The sequence below is a fragment of the Peribacillus sp. FSL P2-0133 genome (assembly GCF_037975445.1).
Lineage (GTDB): Bacteria > Bacillota > Bacilli > Bacillales > DSM-1321 > Peribacillus > Peribacillus simplex_E.
This window is the reverse complement of the sequence record NZ_CP150254.1, coordinates 2,791,609-2,810,948: the sequence shown is the minus strand read 5'-3', so window position 1 is coordinate 2,810,948 and position 19,340 is coordinate 2,791,609. Positions and strand designations below refer to the sequence as shown.

20 protein-coding genes and 3 pseudogenes are annotated in these 19,340 nt (G+C 36.7%); 16 read left to right on the top strand and 7 right to left on the bottom strand.

Going from position 1 to position 19,340, the window contains the following annotated elements:
* Positions 1–12: 12 nt before the first annotated feature.
* Positions 13–333 carry a metalloregulator ArsR/SmtB family transcription factor gene (locus MKY17_RS13510; protein ID WP_098372355.1) on the bottom strand — a complete coding sequence of 107 codons (321 nt, stop codon included), beginning with the start codon at positions 331–333 and terminating at the stop codon, positions 13–15.
* Positions 334–456: 123 nt separating this feature from the next.
* Between MKY17_RS13510 and MKY17_RS13505 the strand changes: the two genes are divergently transcribed.
* The 11 genes from MKY17_RS13505 (at position 457) to MKY17_RS13455 (ending at position 9,254) form a co-directional block, all read left to right on the top strand.
* Entirely contained in the window at positions 457–999 is a 543-nt protein-coding gene (locus MKY17_RS13505; RefSeq protein ID WP_339202216.1) for a copper resistance protein CopC, read from the top strand.
* Between the two features lie 297 nt (positions 1,000–1,296).
* Positions 1,297–1,980 (top strand): DsbA family protein, encoded by a 684-nt coding sequence (locus tag MKY17_RS13500; protein WP_339202214.1) that lies wholly within the window; start codon positions 1,297–1,299, stop codon positions 1,978–1,980.
* Positions 1,980–2,417, top strand: coding sequence for a disulfide oxidoreductase (locus MKY17_RS13495; RefSeq protein ID WP_339202378.1), 438 nt, complete (start codon positions 1,980–1,982; stop codon positions 2,415–2,417). Before MKY17_RS13500 ends, MKY17_RS13495 begins: the two co-directional genes overlap by 1 nt.
* 280 nt (positions 2,418–2,697) lie before the next feature.
* A complete protein-coding gene (locus MKY17_RS13490; protein WP_339202211.1) occupies positions 2,698–3,204 on the top strand; it encodes a class I SAM-dependent methyltransferase in 507 nt (168 codons plus the stop codon).
* Positions 3,205–3,213: 9 nt separating this feature from the next.
* Positions 3,214–3,750, top strand: a complete 537-nt coding sequence (locus MKY17_RS13485; protein ID WP_339202209.1) for a copper resistance protein CopC — start codon at positions 3,214–3,216, stop codon at positions 3,748–3,750.
* On the top strand, positions 3,747–4,826 hold the full coding sequence (locus tag MKY17_RS13480) for a CopD family protein (protein WP_339202208.1): 1,080 nt from the start codon (positions 3,747–3,749) through the stop codon (positions 4,824–4,826). Before MKY17_RS13485 ends, MKY17_RS13480 begins: the two co-directional genes overlap by 4 nt.
* A gap of 319 nt (positions 4,827–5,145) precedes the next feature.
* Positions 5,146–5,631, top strand: coding sequence for an arsinothricin resistance N-acetyltransferase ArsN1 family A (locus tag MKY17_RS13475; RefSeq protein WP_144551583.1), 486 nt, complete (start codon positions 5,146–5,148; stop codon positions 5,629–5,631).
* A 22-nt stretch (positions 5,632–5,653) separates the two neighbouring features.
* Positions 5,654–5,863, top strand: a complete 210-nt coding sequence (locus MKY17_RS13470; RefSeq protein WP_339202206.1) for a hypothetical protein — start codon at positions 5,654–5,656, stop codon at positions 5,861–5,863.
* A gap of 60 nt (positions 5,864–5,923) precedes the next feature.
* Entirely contained in the window at positions 5,924–6,379 is a 456-nt protein-coding gene (locus MKY17_RS13465; RefSeq protein ID WP_141994861.1) for a MarR family transcriptional regulator, read from the top strand.
* Positions 6,380–6,431: 52 nt separating this feature from the next.
* A complete protein-coding gene (locus tag MKY17_RS13460) occupies positions 6,432–7,805 on the top strand; it encodes an FAD-dependent oxidoreductase (RefSeq protein WP_339202204.1) in 1,374 nt (457 codons plus the stop codon).
* Positions 7,806–8,939: 1,134 nt separating this feature from the next.
* Positions 8,940–9,254 (top strand): hypothetical protein, encoded by a 315-nt coding sequence (locus MKY17_RS13455; protein WP_339202202.1) that lies wholly within the window; start codon positions 8,940–8,942, stop codon positions 9,252–9,254.
* A 153-nt stretch (positions 9,255–9,407) separates the two neighbouring features.
* Here MKY17_RS13455 and MKY17_RS13450 read toward each other — a convergent pair whose 3' ends face one another.
* Positions 9,408–9,539 (bottom strand): hypothetical protein, encoded by a 132-nt coding sequence (locus MKY17_RS13450; RefSeq protein WP_339202200.1) that lies wholly within the window; start codon positions 9,537–9,539, stop codon positions 9,408–9,410.
* Positions 9,540–9,771: 232 nt separating this feature from the next.
* On the bottom strand, positions 9,772–10,218 hold the full coding sequence (locus MKY17_RS13445; RefSeq protein WP_098372344.1) for a hypothetical protein: 447 nt from the start codon (positions 10,216–10,218) through the stop codon (positions 9,772–9,774).
* A gap of 330 nt (positions 10,219–10,548) precedes the next feature.
* On the opposite strand from MKY17_RS13445, the gene MKY17_RS13440 reads away from it, so the two are divergent.
* The 5 genes and pseudogenes from MKY17_RS13440 to MKY17_RS13420 form a co-directional block, all read left to right on the top strand.
* On the top strand, positions 10,549–10,896 hold the full coding sequence (locus MKY17_RS13440) for a metalloregulator ArsR/SmtB family transcription factor (RefSeq protein WP_098372343.1): 348 nt from the start codon (positions 10,549–10,551) through the stop codon (positions 10,894–10,896).
* Positions 10,897–10,913: 17 nt separating this feature from the next.
* Complete coding sequence (locus MKY17_RS13435) at positions 10,914–12,212, top strand: arsenic transporter (RefSeq protein WP_339202196.1); 1,299 nt, start codon at positions 10,914–10,916, stop codon at positions 12,210–12,212.
* 34 nt (positions 12,213–12,246) lie between these two features.
* A complete protein-coding gene (gene arsC, locus MKY17_RS13430) occupies positions 12,247–12,666 on the top strand; it encodes an arsenate reductase (thioredoxin) (protein WP_339202194.1) in 420 nt (139 codons plus the stop codon).
* Between the two features lie 85 nt (positions 12,667–12,751).
* Positions 12,752–13,129: pseudogene (arsD, locus tag MKY17_RS13425) on the top strand (arsenite efflux transporter metallochaperone ArsD).
* Positions 13,130–13,163: 34 nt separating this feature from the next.
* Positions 13,164–13,590, top strand: a pseudogene (locus tag MKY17_RS13420) (ArsA-related P-loop ATPase); the annotation flags it as partial.
* Positions 13,591–13,620: 30 nt separating this feature from the next.
* Here the strand turns inward: MKY17_RS13420 and MKY17_RS13415 are convergent.
* From MKY17_RS13415 to MKY17_RS13400, 4 genes and pseudogenes are all read right to left on the bottom strand, one after another.
* Positions 13,621–14,184: pseudogene (locus tag MKY17_RS13415) on the bottom strand (tyrosine-type recombinase/integrase).
* A 101-nt stretch (positions 14,185–14,285) separates the two neighbouring features.
* Positions 14,286–14,465 (bottom strand): hypothetical protein, encoded by a 180-nt coding sequence (locus MKY17_RS13410; RefSeq protein WP_286177137.1) that lies wholly within the window; start codon positions 14,463–14,465, stop codon positions 14,286–14,288.
* Between the two features lie 1,743 nt (positions 14,466–16,208).
* Positions 16,209–17,186, bottom strand: coding sequence for a nitronate monooxygenase (locus MKY17_RS13405; protein ID WP_339202191.1), 978 nt, complete (start codon positions 17,184–17,186; stop codon positions 16,209–16,211).
* A 72-nt stretch (positions 17,187–17,258) separates the two neighbouring features.
* Positions 17,259–19,145 (bottom strand): sigma-54-dependent Fis family transcriptional regulator, encoded by a 1,887-nt coding sequence (locus MKY17_RS13400; protein ID WP_339202189.1) that lies wholly within the window; start codon positions 19,143–19,145, stop codon positions 17,259–17,261.
* Between the last annotated feature and the right edge of the window lie 195 nt (positions 19,146–19,340).

The following is a 19,340-nucleotide window of genomic DNA, read 5'->3' as shown; positions in this document are numbered from 1 at the left end:
ATTTAATCACCCCTAATCTATATGACGATCGCAACATGCAACATCATTTTGAACATCTCCAAGAACTGTATCAAACATCGTTAATAAATCTCGTATATGTTGATTTCGTAAACTGTAATAGCTGTATTTTCCTTCGTTCCTCCCCACAATAATTCCACAACCTTTTAAACACGCAAGATGTTGAGAAATATTAGATTGATTACCGCTAATCTCTTCTACAATTTGGGACACCGTTTTTTCTTCGTTTTTTATACTTTCGAGAATTTGAATCCTTGTTTTATTAGAAAATCCATGGATTAGTTTAACTTTCATATCGATATCAATATTTTGCATATATTTACCTCCGAACATATTAGACAGAGCTAATGTGTTTTGTTATTATCATATTAGCAACGCCTAATATGTGTGTCAAACAATATTAAATAATTACATAATTAATGAAAAGGAGTTTATTGAATGACTAAAAAGGTTTCAGTATTATTTTTAATCCTGTACTTTTTATGTTCTAATCAAGCATTCGCACACACTTCACTGAAAGAGTCAACACCTAAAGAGGGTGAAGTAATAGCAAAGCCCATTCAAGAGGTAACTTTAATTTTTGGAACCAAAGTTGAACAGACAAGTAAAATTACTGTTTTAAATTCAAAAGGAGAATCTATTCCACTTGGGAATTTCGTAATCGAAGACGATGAAATATGGGCTACTTTCCTTCAGCCTTTAGAGAACGGAGATTATAAAGTTAACTGGACGATAATAGGTGAAGATGGACATCTGATAGATGGTCATTTTTCTTTCACTGTTAATAGTCCTATGGCTGAAATTCCTTCGAAAGATCAAAAGAAAGAGACTGCACAAGTTAAAGAAAAAGAAGTAATTACGCCATCAAAACAAGAATCTGAACAAAATAAAATGCAGTCTTACATAATACCATTAACCATAGTTGTTTTATTATTTATAGTTATAGGAAGTTTTTTGTGGTTAGTGAGGAGGAAAAAGTAAAAAATGATAGTCTTGGGTGAAATTAGTGAGGCATTATTATATCTTTGCTTTTCCCTTTCAAAAGGCAGCTTTCTAATATGTTACCCAGAAAATTCATTTGATTATTATGATTAGCCCTTATAGCTTAAGAATCGATCATCTATATTTTTTGCCAAGGCATTAACGTCCAGAAATAAACGGATCAAAGGGTGTTTTAATGTTAAGGACTGGTTTGATTTTCGAAAGAGTTATTTAACTCTTAAGTTAAGTATCCAATAAGATTATAAGTTTAGAAAATAGTTTCAAAGAGGTGCTATGATGACGAAAAGAGAAAATTCACCATTTAAGATTGCAGTAATTCTAACATTAGTCGTATTTGTTTTATTGGCTGCATTAGTTATGGTTAACAATATGAAATCTAAATCAAATAGTGAAACAACTTATGATAAACAGCCACCAATAGAAGGTCAACCTACGTTAGGTGATTCTGATGCTCCGATAACAGTAGTGGAATTCGGTGATTTTAAATGCCCTTCTTGTAAAGCTTGGGGGGAAACAATTTATCCACAATTAATGAGTGATTATGTAGACACGGGCAAAGTGAAGTTTTCGTATATAAATGTGTTATTTCATGGGGATGAGTCCAAGCTAGGTTCATTGGCTGGAGAAGCAGTATATAAACAAAATCCAGAAAGTTATTGGATATTCCATAAAGAGTTATTTAAAGCACAACCAAGTGAGAATCACGACGGATTATGGATAACAAATGAGAAAATTTTAGAAATAGCTAAGACTATTCCTGAGATTGATGTACAACAATTACAAAAGGATTTAGAGAACCAAACGAGTTTAGAAGAAGTAAATAAGGATGAAAAATTAGTTGAAGAGTTTAAAGTACAATCTACACCAAGTATCATGGTAAACGGTACGATGCTTGAAGACCCCTTTGACTATAAAAAGATTCAAAGCCTTATAGATAAAGAGTTAGAGGAAAGTAAATGATGAAAGAAGCTGCAAGAAGGTCAAATAATACACAGTTATTTCTTTATATGGCATGGCTAGTTTCTGTTGTGGCTACGTTGGGAAGTCTTTATTTTAGTGAAATTCGAGGGTTTATTCCTTGTGAACTATGTTGGTATCAGCGTATATTGATGTACCCATTAACCTTAATTCTTGGAATTGGAACTTTTCAAAATGACGCTTCGGTAAAAAGATTTATACTACCAATGGCGATAATTGGTTGGTGTATCTCTCTTTTCCACTACCTTGAACAAAAAGTTCCAGGTTTTGCCGAATTAAAACCATGTGTAAATGGTGTTCCTTGTAGTGCAGAATATATTAACTGGCTTGGCTTTATCACGATTCCATTTTTAGCATTATCAGCTTTTTCTTTGATTATCGTGTTCATGCTTTTGATAAAAAAACCAAAAAAAGATTAAAGATAAAGGCGATCCGATAGGGGGAAGAGCTTGAAAAAGCATTCATCAGATATGGGCGCTACTCTAATTGTCACACTCAACAGCCTACGAGTTCTAACTTCTCAGATTAAAAGACAAATAACAGAGGGCTCCCATCGAGGGAGCCTATTTTGATAGGAGGGGAAAGCGATGAATAACAAGTGGAATAAATTTATATAAATGTTGGTCGCCTATTTACGATTATGTCTTTAACGCTGGATTATTTTTAAAAGCAAGAAAAGAAATCTTTCATGAAGTTAGCTTGGACAAGGGAAGTAAAGTTCTTGTAGTCGGTGTTGGAACGGGTGCGGACCTCCCATACTTACTCCATAAGGGATATGAGGTTACGGCTATTGACTACTCGTGTGATATGTTAAAACAGGCACAAGGGAAATATACCGATTCATCCATAAGGTTTAGAGAAATGGATGCACAGCAAATGGACTTTGAGAACGAAACATTTGATTTTATTGTTGCCAACTTAATACTTACGGTGGTACCTGATGCGGAAATGACAATAAAAGAAATGGTAAGAGTATTAAAGAAGAATGGCAGATTTCTCGTGTTTGATAAGTTTGTACCAAAAGGAAAAAAAATAAGGATGGGGCAGAGAGTATTCCGTCCTATTCTAAAAGGAATGGGAACAGATATCGGAATGGACTTTTATAACGTTTACAAAATTGTCGAAAACACCTGCGAAGTTATAGAGGATAAGGATGTTATGATGAATGGGTTGTATAGAAAAATAACAGCTAACAAGAAAGGATAGATCATAAAAATGAAAAAGATACTTTTTATGTTGATGTGCATGTTTACATGCATTCCTACCATAGCTAATGCACATACGGAACTTACTTCCTCCAATCCTAAAGAGGGGCAAATGGTTACCGAGGAACTGGATGAAATCGTTCTGGACTTTGCAGGATCTATCGAGGAATTAAGCACCATGAAACTAATGAAAGATGGAGAAGAGGTTTCGCTTTCTCAAGTTCAGGTACAAGACAAGAAAATGGTTGGGTCACCTTCTGCCCCTCTTGAAAATGGTTCGTATATCATTGACTGGACTATTGCAGGGGAGGATGGTCATCCCATTTCTGGCAAGGTTTCATTCACTGTACAAATAAAACAAATGCAAGAAGAAAAAGAAGAGGCACAACCAAAAGCAGCTAACAAAGAAAATGAACAGCAGGATAAAGGAGAGGTGCAAAAGGAAAATCAAACCTCATCCAATTCAGTAACAACCATCATCACCGTAATTCTTTTAGTCGTTTTATGCTTGGGTGTAGCTTTGATGTTCAGGAAAAAGCGTAAATGATGAATATACTTATCCCTTTTGCTGAATTAGGAAACTATATATTGTTTTCGATTCTTGCGGGGCATGTGGCACTACAATTTGTACCAGAAGAAAAAAAACCAGTAATTAGGATACCGAAACCTATTTTGCTTCTTTCTACTCTGGGTATTATTATTTTTACATTAGGACCCATTGTTCAAGTTATCTCCTTTTTTAAGGAAGGTATTGGGTTACAACAAGCTACCCTGTCCGCCTTTACTGAATTTCAGGTAGGAAAAGCCTGGACTTTCATTAGTTTTATGGCGACGTTATTATGGATGACCATCCATGTACAAGGATCAAAATATGTACAGGCGTTGTTGTTATTTCTAATGTTCCTTGGAGTGGGCTATGCAAGCCATAGTGCATCGTTGTCATTTTGGTCGGGATTGTTCTCTCACACGACACATTTCCTTATTGTCTCATTATGGACAGGCATACTCATCCATGTTTCTTGGTTCTCAAAGAAACAGTCCAATTGGTTAAGGTTTTTACGATGGTTTACACCATTTGCTCTTGCCTGTTTAGTCATCATATTAATAAGTGGGTTTATCATAATGTTTTCTTTTGTGGAACCACAGGATTATATGAAATCTTGGGTGCTGCCTTACGGGCAGATGCTGCTTCTTAAACACATAAGTATCATACCTGTTATCGCTTTTGCATTTGTTAACGGTTTTCTTGTAAAAAAGGCATTGTATCTTTCATCATTTAACCCACGTCCTTGGCTAATAGGTGAAACCATTTTACTGATGATTGTTTTCTATCTTACAGGAGTATTAGGGACGCTCATGCCTCCTCATGAAATTGATTTTACAGTAAGTTCAGAAGGTGCCTCTCCTTGGGTAGAATGGTTATTAAACAAAGATATTATTGCTCCATTGTACATACAGTTCATCCCATCTCTACAAACCATCTTGTTAATGATAATTTCCATCTTATTTTTGACGATGATTGTTGTAAGCTTTAGAAAAGCAAAACCCTATTTAGGACTCGTATTTGGAATATGTTTTATTGCGGCCTTATATATGGGGCTGATGCTGTCCATTTCCATATAAAAAGTAGAAAGTTCACTTATAAGCAATTTAACCTAATCCCGTTATAAAACCTCGGCAATTGCTGAGGTTTTTTTGCATATAAACAAATAAGAACTATAAAAGTAACATTAAGAACGATGTGATTCAAATAGTAAATTGCATTGCTCTTTTTACTCGTATTAATTAAAAACGAGGAACCCCATTTATGACTTAGTGAAAACGTAATGTTTGTATCACTTAAATTATACTTGCAACTTGCAAGTATTGGTATTATAAATTGGATATAGAATATTTGTAATGAATAATTTGCTTTTACAAGTGAAAGGAGAAGGGGAAAGGTATGATCATTCGTGAAGCGATGGAAGCGGACATAGATTTCATCAAAGAAATTTACAATCAAGGGATTCAAGATCGGGTCGCCACGTTAGAAACAGAGATGAAGGACCAAACTTACATGGAGGAATGGTTTGCTAAACACAGCGGTCGCTATAAGGTCATTGTCGCTGAGCAAGAAGGAGAAATCGTTGGATGGGCTTCCTTGAACCCATATAACAATCGTAGTGCTTATAAAGGGGTTGCCGATTTATCAGTTTATATCTCAAGAGATCATCGAGGAAAAGGAGTTGGCGGTTTATTGCTGCAATCAATCGAAAAGCTCGCAAAAGAAAATGACTTCAATAAAATTGTGTTATTCACTTTTACCTTTAACCAGATGGGTCAAGGATTGTACAAAAAACGGGGATATCGCGAAGTAGGAGTATTTAAGAACCAGGGAATTTTAGATGGGGAATTTGTCGATGTGATGGCTATGGAGAAATTACTGTAAACAATTAGGGGGTAGGAGGATTATGACAGTGAACCATTCAAGCGTATTGTCTGTTGGTTATTTTGATGCCTATTTCAAACTGGCTTTAGCTTCTCGTGAACCTGTGGTGGAAAAGACAAAAGAATTCATTGAAGCCAACTTTTTTAAAGGCGAAGCGTTTTATTATGGCGAGCAAACTTACCGAAATTTCATGACAGCTTTTAATAAGCTAAAAGGAGCAACAAAAAAATAGTTGAATCAAATAGTTGCAAAATGCAAATAATTAACGTATAAATTAAGAGAGGTGAAAGTAATGGAAAATGAAAACCTTAGAGGTCTCTTCCAACTCTTAACTAGACGTTTTGGATTATTGAATAAAAATTGTTGCAGCGCTGATGGAATTGAGATATCCCTTGTTCAAAGCCATATCCTGTATGAAATACATCGACAAAATAAGGCTTCCATCCAGCAAATTGCAGAAACATTGGGAACGGATATTACGACGTTCAGTAGACAAATCCAATCCCTAATAAAATTGAATTTAGTCACAAAAACCCCAGATGCGGAAGATCGGAGAATTTCTATTCTTTCTCTGACCGATGAAGGCGTGAAAACCAATCAAACCATCGACCAACAAATGAATGATTACTTGAATGAGATTTTCAAAACGATGAATGAGTTTGAAAAGGAATCAGTCGTGCGTTCTCTGCAATTGCTTAATGATCGAATGTTGAAGTCTTCCGTATGTTGTACTACTCCTTGGGGGTAGTATAATTTTTCGAAAATACTTGCAAATTACAACTAAAATATAGGAGGGAATAATGATGGTCCAATTTGATAATAGTACATTACCCGTAGCAATTATAGGTGGGGGACCTGTGGGCCTGGCCGCTGCCGCTCACTTACTAAAAAAAGGGGAGAAGTTTATCGTATTGGAAGCGGGGGATTCCGTTGGTTCGAGCATGTTGGAGTGGGGACACGTTCGTATGTTTTCTCCGTGGCAATATAACATCGATAAAGCAGCAAAGGAATTACTAGAGAACGCTGGATGGGCGTCACCTGACGAAGAAGCTTTGCCGACAGGTCGCGAATTGGTAGAAGAGTACCTTCTGCCGTTGAGTAACCTACCAGAAATGAAGGAAAACATTATGTTACAAGCAAAAGTAGTCGGTGTTGCCAAAAGGGCACACGATAAATTAAAAACAGGACAACGGGATACTGTTCCCTTTCAACTGTATGTAGAAGTGAATGGTGACACAACAGTCATTGAAGCGAAAGCAGTGATTGATTCCTCAGGTACTTGGACCAATCCGAACCCGATCCTTTCAAATGGAATTTGGACGAATGCGGAGAGACAATTACACAAACAAATCCACTATGGCATCCCTAACGTCGTACAACTAGAAAACAGATATCAAAATAAATCCACCGTGGTGATCGGAAGTGGTCATTCTGCCATAAATGCTCTATTGGATCTGGCCACCTTACAGCAGCAATTTACGGATACCAAGATCTACTGGGTTCTTCGTAAAAAACAGATGCATGAAGTGTACGGCGGGCAAGAAAACGACGGCTTGGCAACTCGTGGAGAGTTGGGCATAAGAATTCAGCAATTAGTGGAGTCTGGACGAATCCATATTCTTACTCCCTTTCATATTAAAAGAGTTTATCCAACAAACGGTCAAATCACTGTGGTGGGAGAACTAAACGGAGAAGAATTCACACTTGGTGATATCGATGAAATCGTTGTGAGTACGGGTTTCAGACCCGATACATCCTTTTTAAATGAAATAAGGATAAACCTTGATTCAGCTGTGGAAAGCATAGACACGCTTGCTCCGCTAATTGATCCCAATATTCATAGCTGTGGAACGGTGCGGCCGCATGGTGAACAAGAATTACGGCACCCTGAAAAGTACTTCTACATTGTTGGCATGAAGAGTTATGGAAGAGCACCTACATTCTTACTGGCGACAGGCTACGAACAAATCCGTTCGGTAGTGGCTTATCTTACTGGCGATATTGAGGGAGCAAAAGAAGTACACTTGGAACTGCCTGAAACAGGAGTTTGCAGTGTGAACCTGACATCTAGCTCCTGCGACTCTGATACCCCAGCAACTGAAACTAAGGATGGATCTTGCTGTGGGAGTCCTGTTTTAGAGAGATTGGAAATTAAAAAGAATTCTTGCTGCTAAAGAAACGGAACAGTGGAAAGTTGAATTGCTGGAACCATCCAAAGATAAAGGAAGAAAATATAAGGAATCCATTGTTTTTACTCCTTAAATATAAGTGGAGTTACTAACGGGTGCATGAAAAAACGGACTTTCGAAAGTCCGTTTTTTGTTTTTTACGCCCCCATTAACCCGTTGGAGGTTGTACGGTTTGGACGTGTTTTTGTACACTTCTTATGGGGTATACCACATAACGCACCTTTAATTCCTTACCCATAACAAATCTGGTAAAATGATTAAGACAAAAAACAAAGGCATTATGATCCAACCTATTTTCTTTGGTATCGTCTTCTTCAAGTAAGGAATTTTCTCTAATAGATAAAAACCCATTCCAATGGAGATAAAAACAAAAAGAAAACTCAACCAAATATTTTCAATCATAGGGGCAAAATATGTAATAATGATTACGAACCAACATCCCCTTGCAATAGCATTTAACTCCATCTCTTTTTCCTCACTTTTACTTCTTCCTCAGAAGAAATTCAATAGTTACAACTATAATCACTAGAAAGCTACCTATACACGCAGTAACTATGCCTTCTGTTTTGTCTTTTGCAAAAAAACAAATATATGTATTAAAGGAAGCAAAAATTAAAAAAATTAATAACTTTGTAACTAAGTTAATTCTATTTATTGCTCTCACAGTAAATCACAGTCCTTAATGGTGAATTAACGATATCATATTAAAATAATTCGAACCTTTAAATAATAACAATAAAGAGTAATTATTCATAAGGGGTAAAATAATCCATAGTAGATAAGTTATGTAATTTTAATTAGACTTCAGTACCCATAAAAAAGAGCTATAATCATAGCTCAAATTCATTTATGTAATAGAAACCTGTTAGTTCTATAAGGATTTTAAACCAATCTTCATATATCCAACAACCAAAGCATCCAATCTTTCTCCTCCTAAAAGGCTGTAATTCACATCATTTTATCAGAAAACAATCATTTAGCCTTTAGGTAGAATATGGACATTCTTTTTCAACAAACCTGCCCCTTAGTAACTAAATTGTAAACGGATTGTTACGCAAATAGCATTGTTGGAGGAGACTTCAATATATATAATTAAGACTCGTTAAGGAGTGATGAAAGATGATAAGCGTTACAGTAGATAAGTTAAAATTCAAGAAACAATTATCGGGGATTGAACAAATCACACTGAAAGATTTTCTGTATACCTGGGTAGGTAGCTCAAGCAAGGGATTTGATGATTTTTTTCACCTTGAGTACACAGTAGATGTATTTGCCAAAATGGAAAAAACGACGAATGACACCGATTTGATGATTTCTGATGATGATTATTTCAGATACATAACATTGACGGAAGATAATCAAATTGTGATAGGTGTTTTAGATATGAATTCAGAATTAAAACATAGAATAATTTCACTAGATAAGATTAAATAATTCTTCGTTTTTTTTAACCCATACAAAAAGAGGCAGTGGTACACTGTCTTTTTTTAATTGTTCACTATATGTCCTATACGACGTTACTGAATTATCCTGCCCCGTTAGTGTCCATAAGAAAAAGCTGCCTTAAAGACAACTCCGACCTTCAACTTATGCACCCTTTAGCCATCCATGAAATGAACAAAGATAGCTGTTAGCTGATATTATTATCGTTACACCAAGTACTAAAACAGGGAAGAACGCTGTATTTATGAAATGACTAGAAATCCATGTATCATACATTAAACTCCACCTCAGTTTTTGTTTTTATTGGTGTGAACGAAACTCTGGTGTTCCACTCAATGTTAAAGTCCATATTTTTTAAAGAGAAAACTACCAGTGACAAAAAAGAGAAATTTTAATATGTAAATTGAAAAAACTATTATTAGGATAGGGAGTCGTTTTATATTTTTCATCCTTTTAATAATATGGCTCTTACTTAGAGCTCACAGTACGAATACACTGCGTTAGCTGATTAAGAAACACTATTTTCATTTATTAGTATTCCGCCTTTTGACTGATAAACTCTCAATGACTTTCCTTGTTCAGTTTGTTGATAATACTCTACTTCACAGTAGTAGTTACCTTCTTCTACACCCTGATAATTCTTAGGAAACATAATGCTATGCTTTCCAAAGTTAGCCTCTGTATGTCCCCCTCTTGTAATATCGAATATGACGACCTCACAATCCCCTTTATATTGTTTCGTATTATCAGCTAAAACGTTAGGCAGGTCTAACAAAGAAAAAACAAACAAGAATCCTGATAGGAGAAATAAAAAGGCGACTCCAAAAATGTCCTTGATCGGTATCTTATACGAATCTCCGTTTTTCTTTTTCAATTTATAAAAATGCCAAAAATAAGCCGACATCCCCACAAGCATTACAAATGACAAGATTAGTAAAGAGTAATACTGTGCCAATTTCCTTCAATTCCTTTTTTATAGTTTCTTCTTATACGTTTCCCGATGATGTTTCAATTCACTCGTTTTTAACCCAAAAAAGGAATGAAACCTTATGGAACTATACTGCCCCGTTAGTTCATCAAGAAAATTAACAACACCCTTAAACAAGTCTTTGAAGGGGGCTAATAGGCTCGGAGATATTTTGAAACCATCTTTTAAGCAGACTAAAATAAAAAATTATTTTGTTGAATAGTTAAGCCTTGATTAAATAAGAATATGCTTATACAATGATATTGAATAACCACATAAGCATTTAATTATATATTCGATTAGGCTAGGAGGGATAACATGCAAACGAATGAAGCGTTGGAAATAGAAGGTACTGCAAACGTTCTTAAACTTTTAGGTGATAAAACACGTTTGACCATGGTGAAAATTATGTCTGAACATGAATGTTGTGTCTGTGAATTTGTAGACCTGTTTGATATGAGCCAACCTGCTATTAGCCAACATTTACGAAAGTTGAAAGATAGCGGAATTGTGAATGAAGCGAGAAGGGGACAATGGATATTTTACTCGTTAAACCAAGCATCCTCGTATTACTCCTTTATTCAAACAGTTATCAAGGACTTGCCAAGTCAAGCATTTAAAGTAGAAGAATTAACAGCACAAGGAAAACGAATTTGTTGTGACTAACGAGGAGGAGAACATCAGTGGGTACAGTTATATTAGCGAGTATCATCTTTTTGCTGACGTTGACATTCGTCATTTGGCAACCCAAGGGATTGTCAATCGGCTGGTCAGCATGCGGGGGTGCGTTACTTGCCTTACTCGTAGGAGTTGTTGACTTCAACGATGTAATTACCGTTACGGGAATTGTATGGAACGCGACGTTGGCGTTCATTGCTATTATCATTATTTCTTTAATTTTAGATGAAATTGGGTTCTTTGAATGGGCAGCTCTACATATGGCGAGAGCGGCCAAGGGAAATGGAGTTAGGATGTTTGTGTATGTGAGCATTCTCGGAGCTCTAGTCGCTGCGTTCTTCGCAAATGACGGAGCCGCGCTCATCTTAACTCCGATTGTATTGGCGATGGTTCGAAACTTGAAGTTGGAAGAGAGAATGATCTTCCCATTTATCATCGCGAGTGGGTTTATTGCGGACACTACATCCTTACCGCTTGTAGTAAGTAACCTGGTCAACATTGTTTCTGCTGACTTTTTTGATATCGGGTTTATTGAGTTCGTATCTAGAATGATCGTTCCCAACCTGTTTTCATTAGTAGCTAGCATCCTGGTATTATATTTGTACTTCAGAAAGAGCATTCCGAAGAATTATGATATGGCTCAATTGAAGAAGCCAGTCGATGCCATTCGGGATGTAAAAATGTTTCGCCTGTCTGGGATTGTTTTAGGTGTTCTGTTGGTAGGCTATTTTATCAGTGAATTTTTCAACATTCCTGTATCCATCATTGCAGGTGTTATCGCCATTTTCTTCTTGTTTATGGCAAGAAGAAGTCCAGCTGTAAATACCAAGACCGTTGTAAAAGGCGCACCATGGGCGATTGTGTTCTTCTCCATTGGAATGTATGTCGTGGTGTATGGATTGAGAAACGTTGGATTGACGAACATTTTAGCCGACCTAATCCAAGTGACAGCTGATCAAGGATTATTCGCTGCTACTGTCGGAATGGGATTCATCGCAGCTGTTCTTTCATCGCTTATGAATAACATGCCGACGGTCATGATAGACGCTCTTGCCATTTCCGACACGAATACAACGGGCGCGATTAAGGAAGCCCTTATTTATGCCAATGTCATCGGTTCGGACTTGGGACCAAAAATTACACCGATCGGTTCTTTGGCTACCTTATTGTGGCTGCATGTCCTTTCATTAAAAGGCGTGAAAATCTCATGGGGAACCTACTTTAAAACGGGTATTATCTTAACCATCCCAACATTGTTCATCACATTAGTTGGCCTATATATATGGTTGAACATTATTCACTAAACACATCATTTTACTCATAAAGGAGAGGAACAACATGGCTAAAAAAACACTTTACTTCTTATGTACAGGTAACTCGTGCAGAAGTCAAATGGCTGAAGCATGGGGTAAGAAATATCTAGGAGACGAATGGCAAGTGCTAAGTGCAGGAATTGAAGCACATGGGTTAAATCCGAAAGCTGTTAAAGCGATGAACGAGGTTGGAATGGATATTACCAATCAAAATTCCGATATCATTGACCCTGACATTTTAAATAATGCCGATTTTGTAGTCACATTATGTGGCGATGCGGCAGATAAATGTCCCATGACGCCACCGCATGTGAGACGAGAACATTGGGGATTTGATGACCCAGCAAGAGCGGAAGGGACCGATGAAGAAAAATGGGCGACCTTCCAACGTGTTCGTGATGAAATCGGAGAAAGAATTGAACGTTTCTCTAAAACGGGCGTATAAATAAAACTGAAAAGCCGAGTAATCACTCGGCTTTCGTTTTATCCATAGCATAATTAAATGATTATATAAGAAGGGGAGAAAACAAATGATGAAAGTGGAAATCTTTGATCCTGCCATGTTCTGTTCAACTGGGGTATGTGGACCGAGTGTTGATCCTGAATTAACAAGGGTGGCAACTGCTGTTTATTCTTTAGAAAAGAAAGGGTTTGATATCAAACGTTATTAATTGACCAATGATCCTGTTAAGTTCGCAGACAACCCTGACATTAATAAAGCTTTACACGAAAAAGGACCTGACGCCTTGCCTATTATTTTAGTCAATAATCAGATTGTAAAAGAGGGAAGTTATCCAACGAACGAAGAGTTTGGGAAATGGTTTGAAGTAAAACCTGAAAAGTTAAATAAAAAGCCAAAAGCTCGTCTTTCCATTGATTTAAATCAACTGAAATTAGAAAGAAGGTAAAAGTACGTTTCAATCCTTCAACCCGAAGAATGCCATTCATACGCCCTTTTTATTTTTAACGGGAAAAAGGGTGGGGTAGGAAAAACATCCACCGCTAGTGCGACCGCCATTGCATTAGCCGAGTGGGAAAAAGGTGTTACTCATTAGTACAGACCCAGCTTCCAACTTACAAGATGTATTTGGAATAGCATTTACCAATTCGCCCCTAGCGGTTCCTTGTGTTGGTGGAGATTGCCGCATTTGATGAATTTTCAAATCTGCTGACCAATGTTGACATAGTCAATCAGTATGACCATATCATCTTTGATACGGCCCCAACTGGGCATACGCTGAGACTTTTGTAGCTGCCAACGGCATGGAATGGGTTCCTGGAAGAAAGCACGCATGGTGCGTCATGCTTAGGGCCTTTATCAGGGTTGGCGGATAAGAAAGATCTTTATGCAAAAACCGTAGAGGTCCTATAAAATCCAAGTAAAACCACATTATTTTAATTAACTAATAAAAAAACTGTTTATGGCTTTTTTCTTCTGTTCAAAATCTATATGGGTGTACATACTCGTAGTAACAAGACTTTCATGGCCTAATAATTCCTGTAACGTTCTTAAATCCACTTTATCTTTGTTTTCTTGCAATAGTAAGGTAGCAAACGTATGCCTCAAATGGATCAGAGAGAATCGGTGAGCGGGTAAACCAGCTCGTTCTAAAATCTCTTTAAATATTTTGTGCAATCCACGCGGATTTAAAGGCTTATTTTTTTGATTATAAAAGATTGGTTCACTATAATGTTTTTGCTGCTTTAAAAGAGTTTCTTTATAGTCTTGAAATAACGGAAAGACAATGGGAGGAAGGGGAAGGAGGCGTTCTTTTCTCCCTTTTCCTCGAACTAAAATCGTTTGATTTTCTAAATTTACTTACTCCCATGTTAAATCCACTAATTCTTGACGTCTCATTCCTGTTGTTCCAAGTAGTTTAAACATTAATTCATTTCTAATTCTTTGGGGTCGTGGATCATGCTCTAAATAGGTAAATAACTTTTGAAGCTCCTGTAAGGTCATATATTTGGGTAAATTCTTATCGACTTTAGGTGCTTGAATACCTGCTGTGAAGTCAGACTTCATGTAATTTTCTTTTAGACAATATTAATTACTAAATGATTTTAAGCACGAAATGCGGCGTTATAGCGTTCTTGGCTTAATACTATGATTGATGACTGATCTTGCACAAAAAGACGCACACTGGACGACGTGAGCTCATCTAAGTCTAATGATCGGTTGTTAGCAGTTAAAAACTCACCGTAGAGCTTTAAATCGAATGCGTAACTAGTTAAAGTGTTCAAGGAGTAATTTTTCTCAACTTCTAAGTGAGATAATCATCCGAAGCTTGAACGTAATTCATAATTATAAGACCTCCTGGGAATTATTCTGTCCAACCCAAGGAATTATGTTCGAATCCATTTATTATGAGAACTAACCGACTAATCGGAAGCAGCATTGAATATTATAGTCAACTTGAGCCAAGTTAGGGGACAATAATGAATCTTATGGGAACTTGATGCTGAGACCACTTGGTACTATTATGTTTGTATCTAGTTTACATAATATATATTATAGGAAGTTATATTTTTATTGTTAATTTTATCTCATATCTTAAGAATACTTAACTTAATGAGACGAAATGCAAATTTTTATATTTATCTGCACAATTATTTATTATTATCTTTTTATCTAATTACTCATTGTTAACTAATACTTTACGTAAATCTTGTTACGTTTAGTTAGAAAAAAATGATTGATCTTCAATTTTATATTGGGATTAAATATTGGCAGTGAATTTTGCTTTGATTTAAGCTAATTTCACAATGAATTAAGTCCCATAATATTTAATTCTCAAATGTCAATTAAATTTCAGATATTTATTCTCAATCGTAATTTATCTGTTAATGGCTAACATTTTTCGTTTTTGTCTATTTTGTTTGTTTACGATTAATCACTTAATCGTTTTAGTTCCCTTATTATTTATTATACTTAGTCATTTGACTCTAAGGATCTCAAATCATTTTGTTGTATTAATTCTAAACTATATTATGTTTTTCCTTCATGTAAAAAACCGGTTTCAGCATTGCTCGATACAAAGAATTTGGATAAATCTTCAGTTGTTGTGTATGAAGATATAGACATGAAGTAAATAAACGATTCCCCCCTTCTATTAATAAAAATAACGCCGCTCTGCTGAGACCCCTCTAATCTTTTTATTCAAGTTGCTCATTTGAAATTCTATAGTTATCAAAACATTACGCTTAACTGACCTGATTTACCAATTTTGTTATTCTGATATATATAATATATGGCAATATGAGAAAAATCACGGGTTAACACTTCTAAAAAGTTATATTAATATATTTTCTCTTATGACAACTCTAAGGGTTTTTATCTTGAAATTCCCGCTTTTTCTTCCTGAAAGTGATTTTAGGGTCCTCTATTTAGCAATATAATCTCTCTTTAAACTTATAACTGCCTATATCATGAATAACCTTTAATAAATGATGAACAATCCGCTCTGTTTTTAAACTTATTTTTAAGTAAAGGTTACGATTTTAAGGAACTGCTTTCATAATTGCAAGGAAGCTGCCAAAGGCGATAAAGTAAACCTTCAAATTGATTTTTTTAAAAAACACTTCCTACCTTCAGCAATCAGTTCTTTGGTATAATGGGTGTAATTCATTTATATGTAAAAGTCGATTTTTACATATAAATGAATTACAAGGTTTCACAAATCAAGGCAGATTATAAGTTAATGCGAGATGACAACATATTTTTATAAAACGGAATAATAATGTTATGTAAACTCTAATCACGAAATGATGATTACCTATTTCTTTGGTTCTTTTACAAAAGTCTTTATTAAGAAGTTGAGGAAAGTTGGTTAGCAAGTTATTGATGAGTTATGTACCTTTTTTTCTTATTTGAAGGGGCATTTCGCGTTAGAGTTTCGATTAAATGAGTTTTTCCTTCAACCTTATGTCTAATAGACAAAAAAGGAACACGAAATAGCACTTGATCTCATGTTCCTGATACATTATTCATGTTCGAATGGATTCGATACGGCTTTGGATGAATTCGAACGAGGTTTTTGCTTCTTGGACGATTTGTTTTATTAGTTCATTGACAGTCAATATTTCTTTTATCAGTCCTACGGATTGACCGCATGACCAGATTCCTCCGTCTAAATTTCCTTCAAAGTATACTTTCTTGCTTCGTTGTCCCGTAATCAGTGGAATCAATTCCTCTATAGTGGCACCTTCATTTTCAAGTTTGTCCACTTCTTTACTGACTGCATTTAATGCTACACGTGACGGACTGCCTATATTCCGTTGGATGACAACCGTATCCATTTCATTGGCAGATACCATCCACTGCTTCACGTTATCATGGATCGGTGCTTCTTGCGTTGCCATAAAGCGAGTCCCCATGACGATACCTTCAGCACCGAGTGACAAGGCACTAATCAGGCCTCTGCCATCCGAAAATCCTCCGCCTGCTATTACTGGTATAGTAACGGAGTCAACGGCTCTAGGGAGCATGACAAGCGTTCCTACATCCCCCATGCCTGGATGTCCGCCTGTTTCATTCCCTACAATTATAATGGCATCGACTCCTAATTTCTCAGCCGACATTGCGTTTTTAATGTTCGCTACCTTATGTAACACGGTAAAGCGGTGCTCTTTAAGTTTGGCCATTAAACTTTCTGGGCTTCGGCCACTCGTTTCAACAATTTTTACATCTTCGTCAATTAAAATATCGATGAACTCATCATTCGGAGTTGCCGTTTGACTTGGAAACAGGTTCAGGTTGACAGCAAAGGGCTTCTTGGTCATAGTTTTCACTTTGCGTATTTCATCACGTAGACCTTCTGGTGTCACCTGTGTTTTCGAAGTTATGATGCCTAGTCCCCCCGCTTCTGAAACGGCGGCTGCAAGCGGGGCTCGGCCAACTTGAAACATCCCGCCGCAAATAATCGGATATTCAATCCCCAATAATTCTGTAATTCTTGTTTTCATTTGCCATACCCCTCTCATTTTCCATGGATTTCTATCAATCTACTCTTCTTACATAATGTACACACGCCATGTCTATATCCCATACTTATGAAGCCGCTTGTAAAATGTACTTCTGGGTATATCCATCAACTTTGCTGCAGCCGTTACATTTCCTCTTGATTTTTGTAATGCCTCTATCATTAAATCCCGTTGAATTTTTTCACGGATTGTCAGTTCATTTCCCTTGATGCCTTTTTTACCATGTTCATCCCATGAAGGGAAATCATCATGTCGGGTAACGGGCTGTGAATGCATGGAATTCAACACTTTAGCATAATCCAGAGGTCCTTCTGCAAGTAAGATGGTCAATCGCTGAAGTACATTCTGCAGTTCTCTAATATTGCCTGGCCAATTGTAATCATTTAAATGTATCAATAATTCTTCGGTTAATGGAATATTCCAATTATTCTTCGAACACAAGTAGTTGACTAGATAAGGAATGTCTTCAATTCTTTCTCTCAATGGAGGTACATGAATAGGGTAAACGTTCAACCTATAGTATAAATCCTTCCGAAAGGACCCTTCATTGACAAGCTCTTCAAGATTACGGTGTGTTGCAGTGATAATGCGAATATCCAATGAAATGCTTTTTGTGCCACCGATTGGAACGATTTTTCTTTCTTGAAGTACACGCAGTAAGGCAACTTGCATCGCTGAAGGGATTTCACCGATTTCATCGAGAAAAATGGTCCCTCCATTTGCCTGCTCGAACTTCCCTTTGTACCCTTGCCGTTTAGCCCCTGTAAAAGCACCATCAACATACCCGAATAATTCACTCTCCATTAAATCTTTAGGTATGGCTCCGCAATTTATCGTGACGAACGGTCCTTTTTTACGGAAGCCATTTTCATGAATGGCCATGGCAATAAGCTCTTTCCCGACCCCTGTTTCACCAGATATATACACATTGGCTTCTCTCGGTGCAACAAGCTTCACTTTGTGTAATGTGTTATGAAAGGATTCGCTAATCCCGCTTTCCCCTTTGAAGGCAAACCTTTCTGCAGGCATTGAAGCAGGGAAAAGCCTATTGGTTTCATGACCATGATTCTCTGATAAGAATAAACACTTACCTGAAATCCTATTATCTTCTTTGGATAGAAGCGGATTTTCCTTTACGATTCGATATCCATGATTTAATACATCAGCCAATGCCATACCAATGGATTGAGGAATTTTTTTGCGAATCTGTTTACTGGCGGAGATTATCATTTCTTTATGATTACAGACGATAAAAGGCAAATCCGGATAGGTCTCTGCAAGTTCTATCGAGTGCTGGGTCAGTGCCAGCTCCTTTTTATAGGAACGCACTCCCATTTCCTGTTCGATCGTATACGCCAAATTGGCTACCATACCCAGCATGGAGGGATGGAAATAATCTACTGGACAAGATATATCCAAAACTCCCAATATCTTACCGTCTTCATTTAAAATGGGCATGGCAGAGCAACTCCATTTGTGGGAGGCAATTGAATAGTGCTCGGTACCTTGGATCATTACGGCTTCACCCGTTTTCAAAGCTGTTCCAATTGCGTTCGTTCCGACCTCACCCTCCGTCCAGCATACGCCCTCCACAAAATTTATTTTACCTGCCTCCTCGAGGATTTTCTCGTTTCCGGAAAGTGAAAGGACATATCCATCCGGATCGACCAATAGAGCCATCATTCCAGATTCTTTTATCGATTGATTCATCCTAGTTAATTGGGGTGATGCCACTTCTAATAGGAAGGAGTTTTTTTCTCTTTGAATGTCCAATAATTCAGTCGTCAAAATGTGTTTGCCTTTGTTAAGGTATGGGTTAACTTGTTCTTTTTTGCAGCGATGCCAGGATTCCATTATTCGCTTGTTCAGACGATTTGAATCGAGAACCCCTTCACTGACAAAGCGTTCCCATGTGCGTAGATAACAACTAGTGGATAGCATATAATCCTCCTCTAATCATTTGGTTTAAACCTTCATTTGAACAGTCAATCTAGAGGAAAAATACCATGGAGTATAAAATAAGATGTTAATCGAGGTCCATTTAATTATAGTAGATTATGTATTCGCTTACAATATATAGATTTAGTATTCACAAAAAGCATCATGTGATCATTCACACGATGCTTTTCCTTCTAA

Excerpts from the sequence above, each read along its gene's own strand:
- MKY17_RS13510 (WP_098372355.1), bottom strand. The coding sequence starts at position 333 with ATGCAAAATATTGATATCGATATGAAAGTTAAACTAATCCATGGATTT.
- MKY17_RS13455 (WP_339202202.1), top strand. The coding sequence starts at position 8,940 with ATGATAAGCGTTACAGTAGATAAGTTAAAATTCAAGAAACAATTATCG.
- MKY17_RS13475 (WP_144551583.1), top strand. The coding sequence starts at position 5,146 with ATGATCATTCGTGAAGCGATGGAAGCGGACATAGATTTCATCAAAGAA.
- MKY17_RS13465 (WP_141994861.1), top strand. The coding sequence starts at position 5,924 with ATGGAAAATGAAAACCTTAGAGGTCTCTTCCAACTCTTAACTAGACGT.
- MKY17_RS13480 (WP_339202208.1), top strand. The coding sequence starts at position 3,747 with ATGATGAATATACTTATCCCTTTTGCTGAATTAGGAAACTATATATTG.
- MKY17_RS13505 (WP_339202216.1), top strand. The coding sequence starts at position 457 with ATGACTAAAAAGGTTTCAGTATTATTTTTAATCCTGTACTTTTTATGT.
- MKY17_RS13495 (WP_339202378.1), top strand. The coding sequence starts at position 1,980 with ATGAAAGAAGCTGCAAGAAGGTCAAATAATACACAGTTATTTCTTTAT.
- MKY17_RS13470 (WP_339202206.1), top strand. The coding sequence starts at position 5,654 with ATGACAGTGAACCATTCAAGCGTATTGTCTGTTGGTTATTTTGATGCC.
- MKY17_RS13450 (WP_339202200.1), bottom strand. The coding sequence starts at position 9,539 with ATGTATGATACATGGATTTCTAGTCATTTCATAAATACAGCGTTCTTC.
- MKY17_RS13400 (WP_339202189.1), bottom strand. The coding sequence starts at position 19,145 with ATGCTATCCACTAGTTGTTATCTACGCACATGGGAACGCTTTGTCAGT.
- arsC (WP_339202194.1), top strand. The coding sequence starts at position 12,247 with ATGGCTAAAAAAACACTTTACTTCTTATGTACAGGTAACTCGTGCAGA.
- MKY17_RS13500 (WP_339202214.1), top strand. The coding sequence starts at position 1,297 with ATGACGAAAAGAGAAAATTCACCATTTAAGATTGCAGTAATTCTAACA.
- MKY17_RS13485 (WP_339202209.1), top strand. The coding sequence starts at position 3,214 with ATGAAAAAGATACTTTTTATGTTGATGTGCATGTTTACATGCATTCCT.
- MKY17_RS13440 (WP_098372343.1), top strand. The coding sequence starts at position 10,549 with ATGCAAACGAATGAAGCGTTGGAAATAGAAGGTACTGCAAACGTTCTT.
- MKY17_RS13460 (WP_339202204.1), top strand. The coding sequence starts at position 6,432 with ATGATGGTCCAATTTGATAATAGTACATTACCCGTAGCAATTATAGGT.
- MKY17_RS13405 (WP_339202191.1), bottom strand. The coding sequence starts at position 17,186 with ATGAAAACAAGAATTACAGAATTATTGGGGATTGAATATCCGATTATT.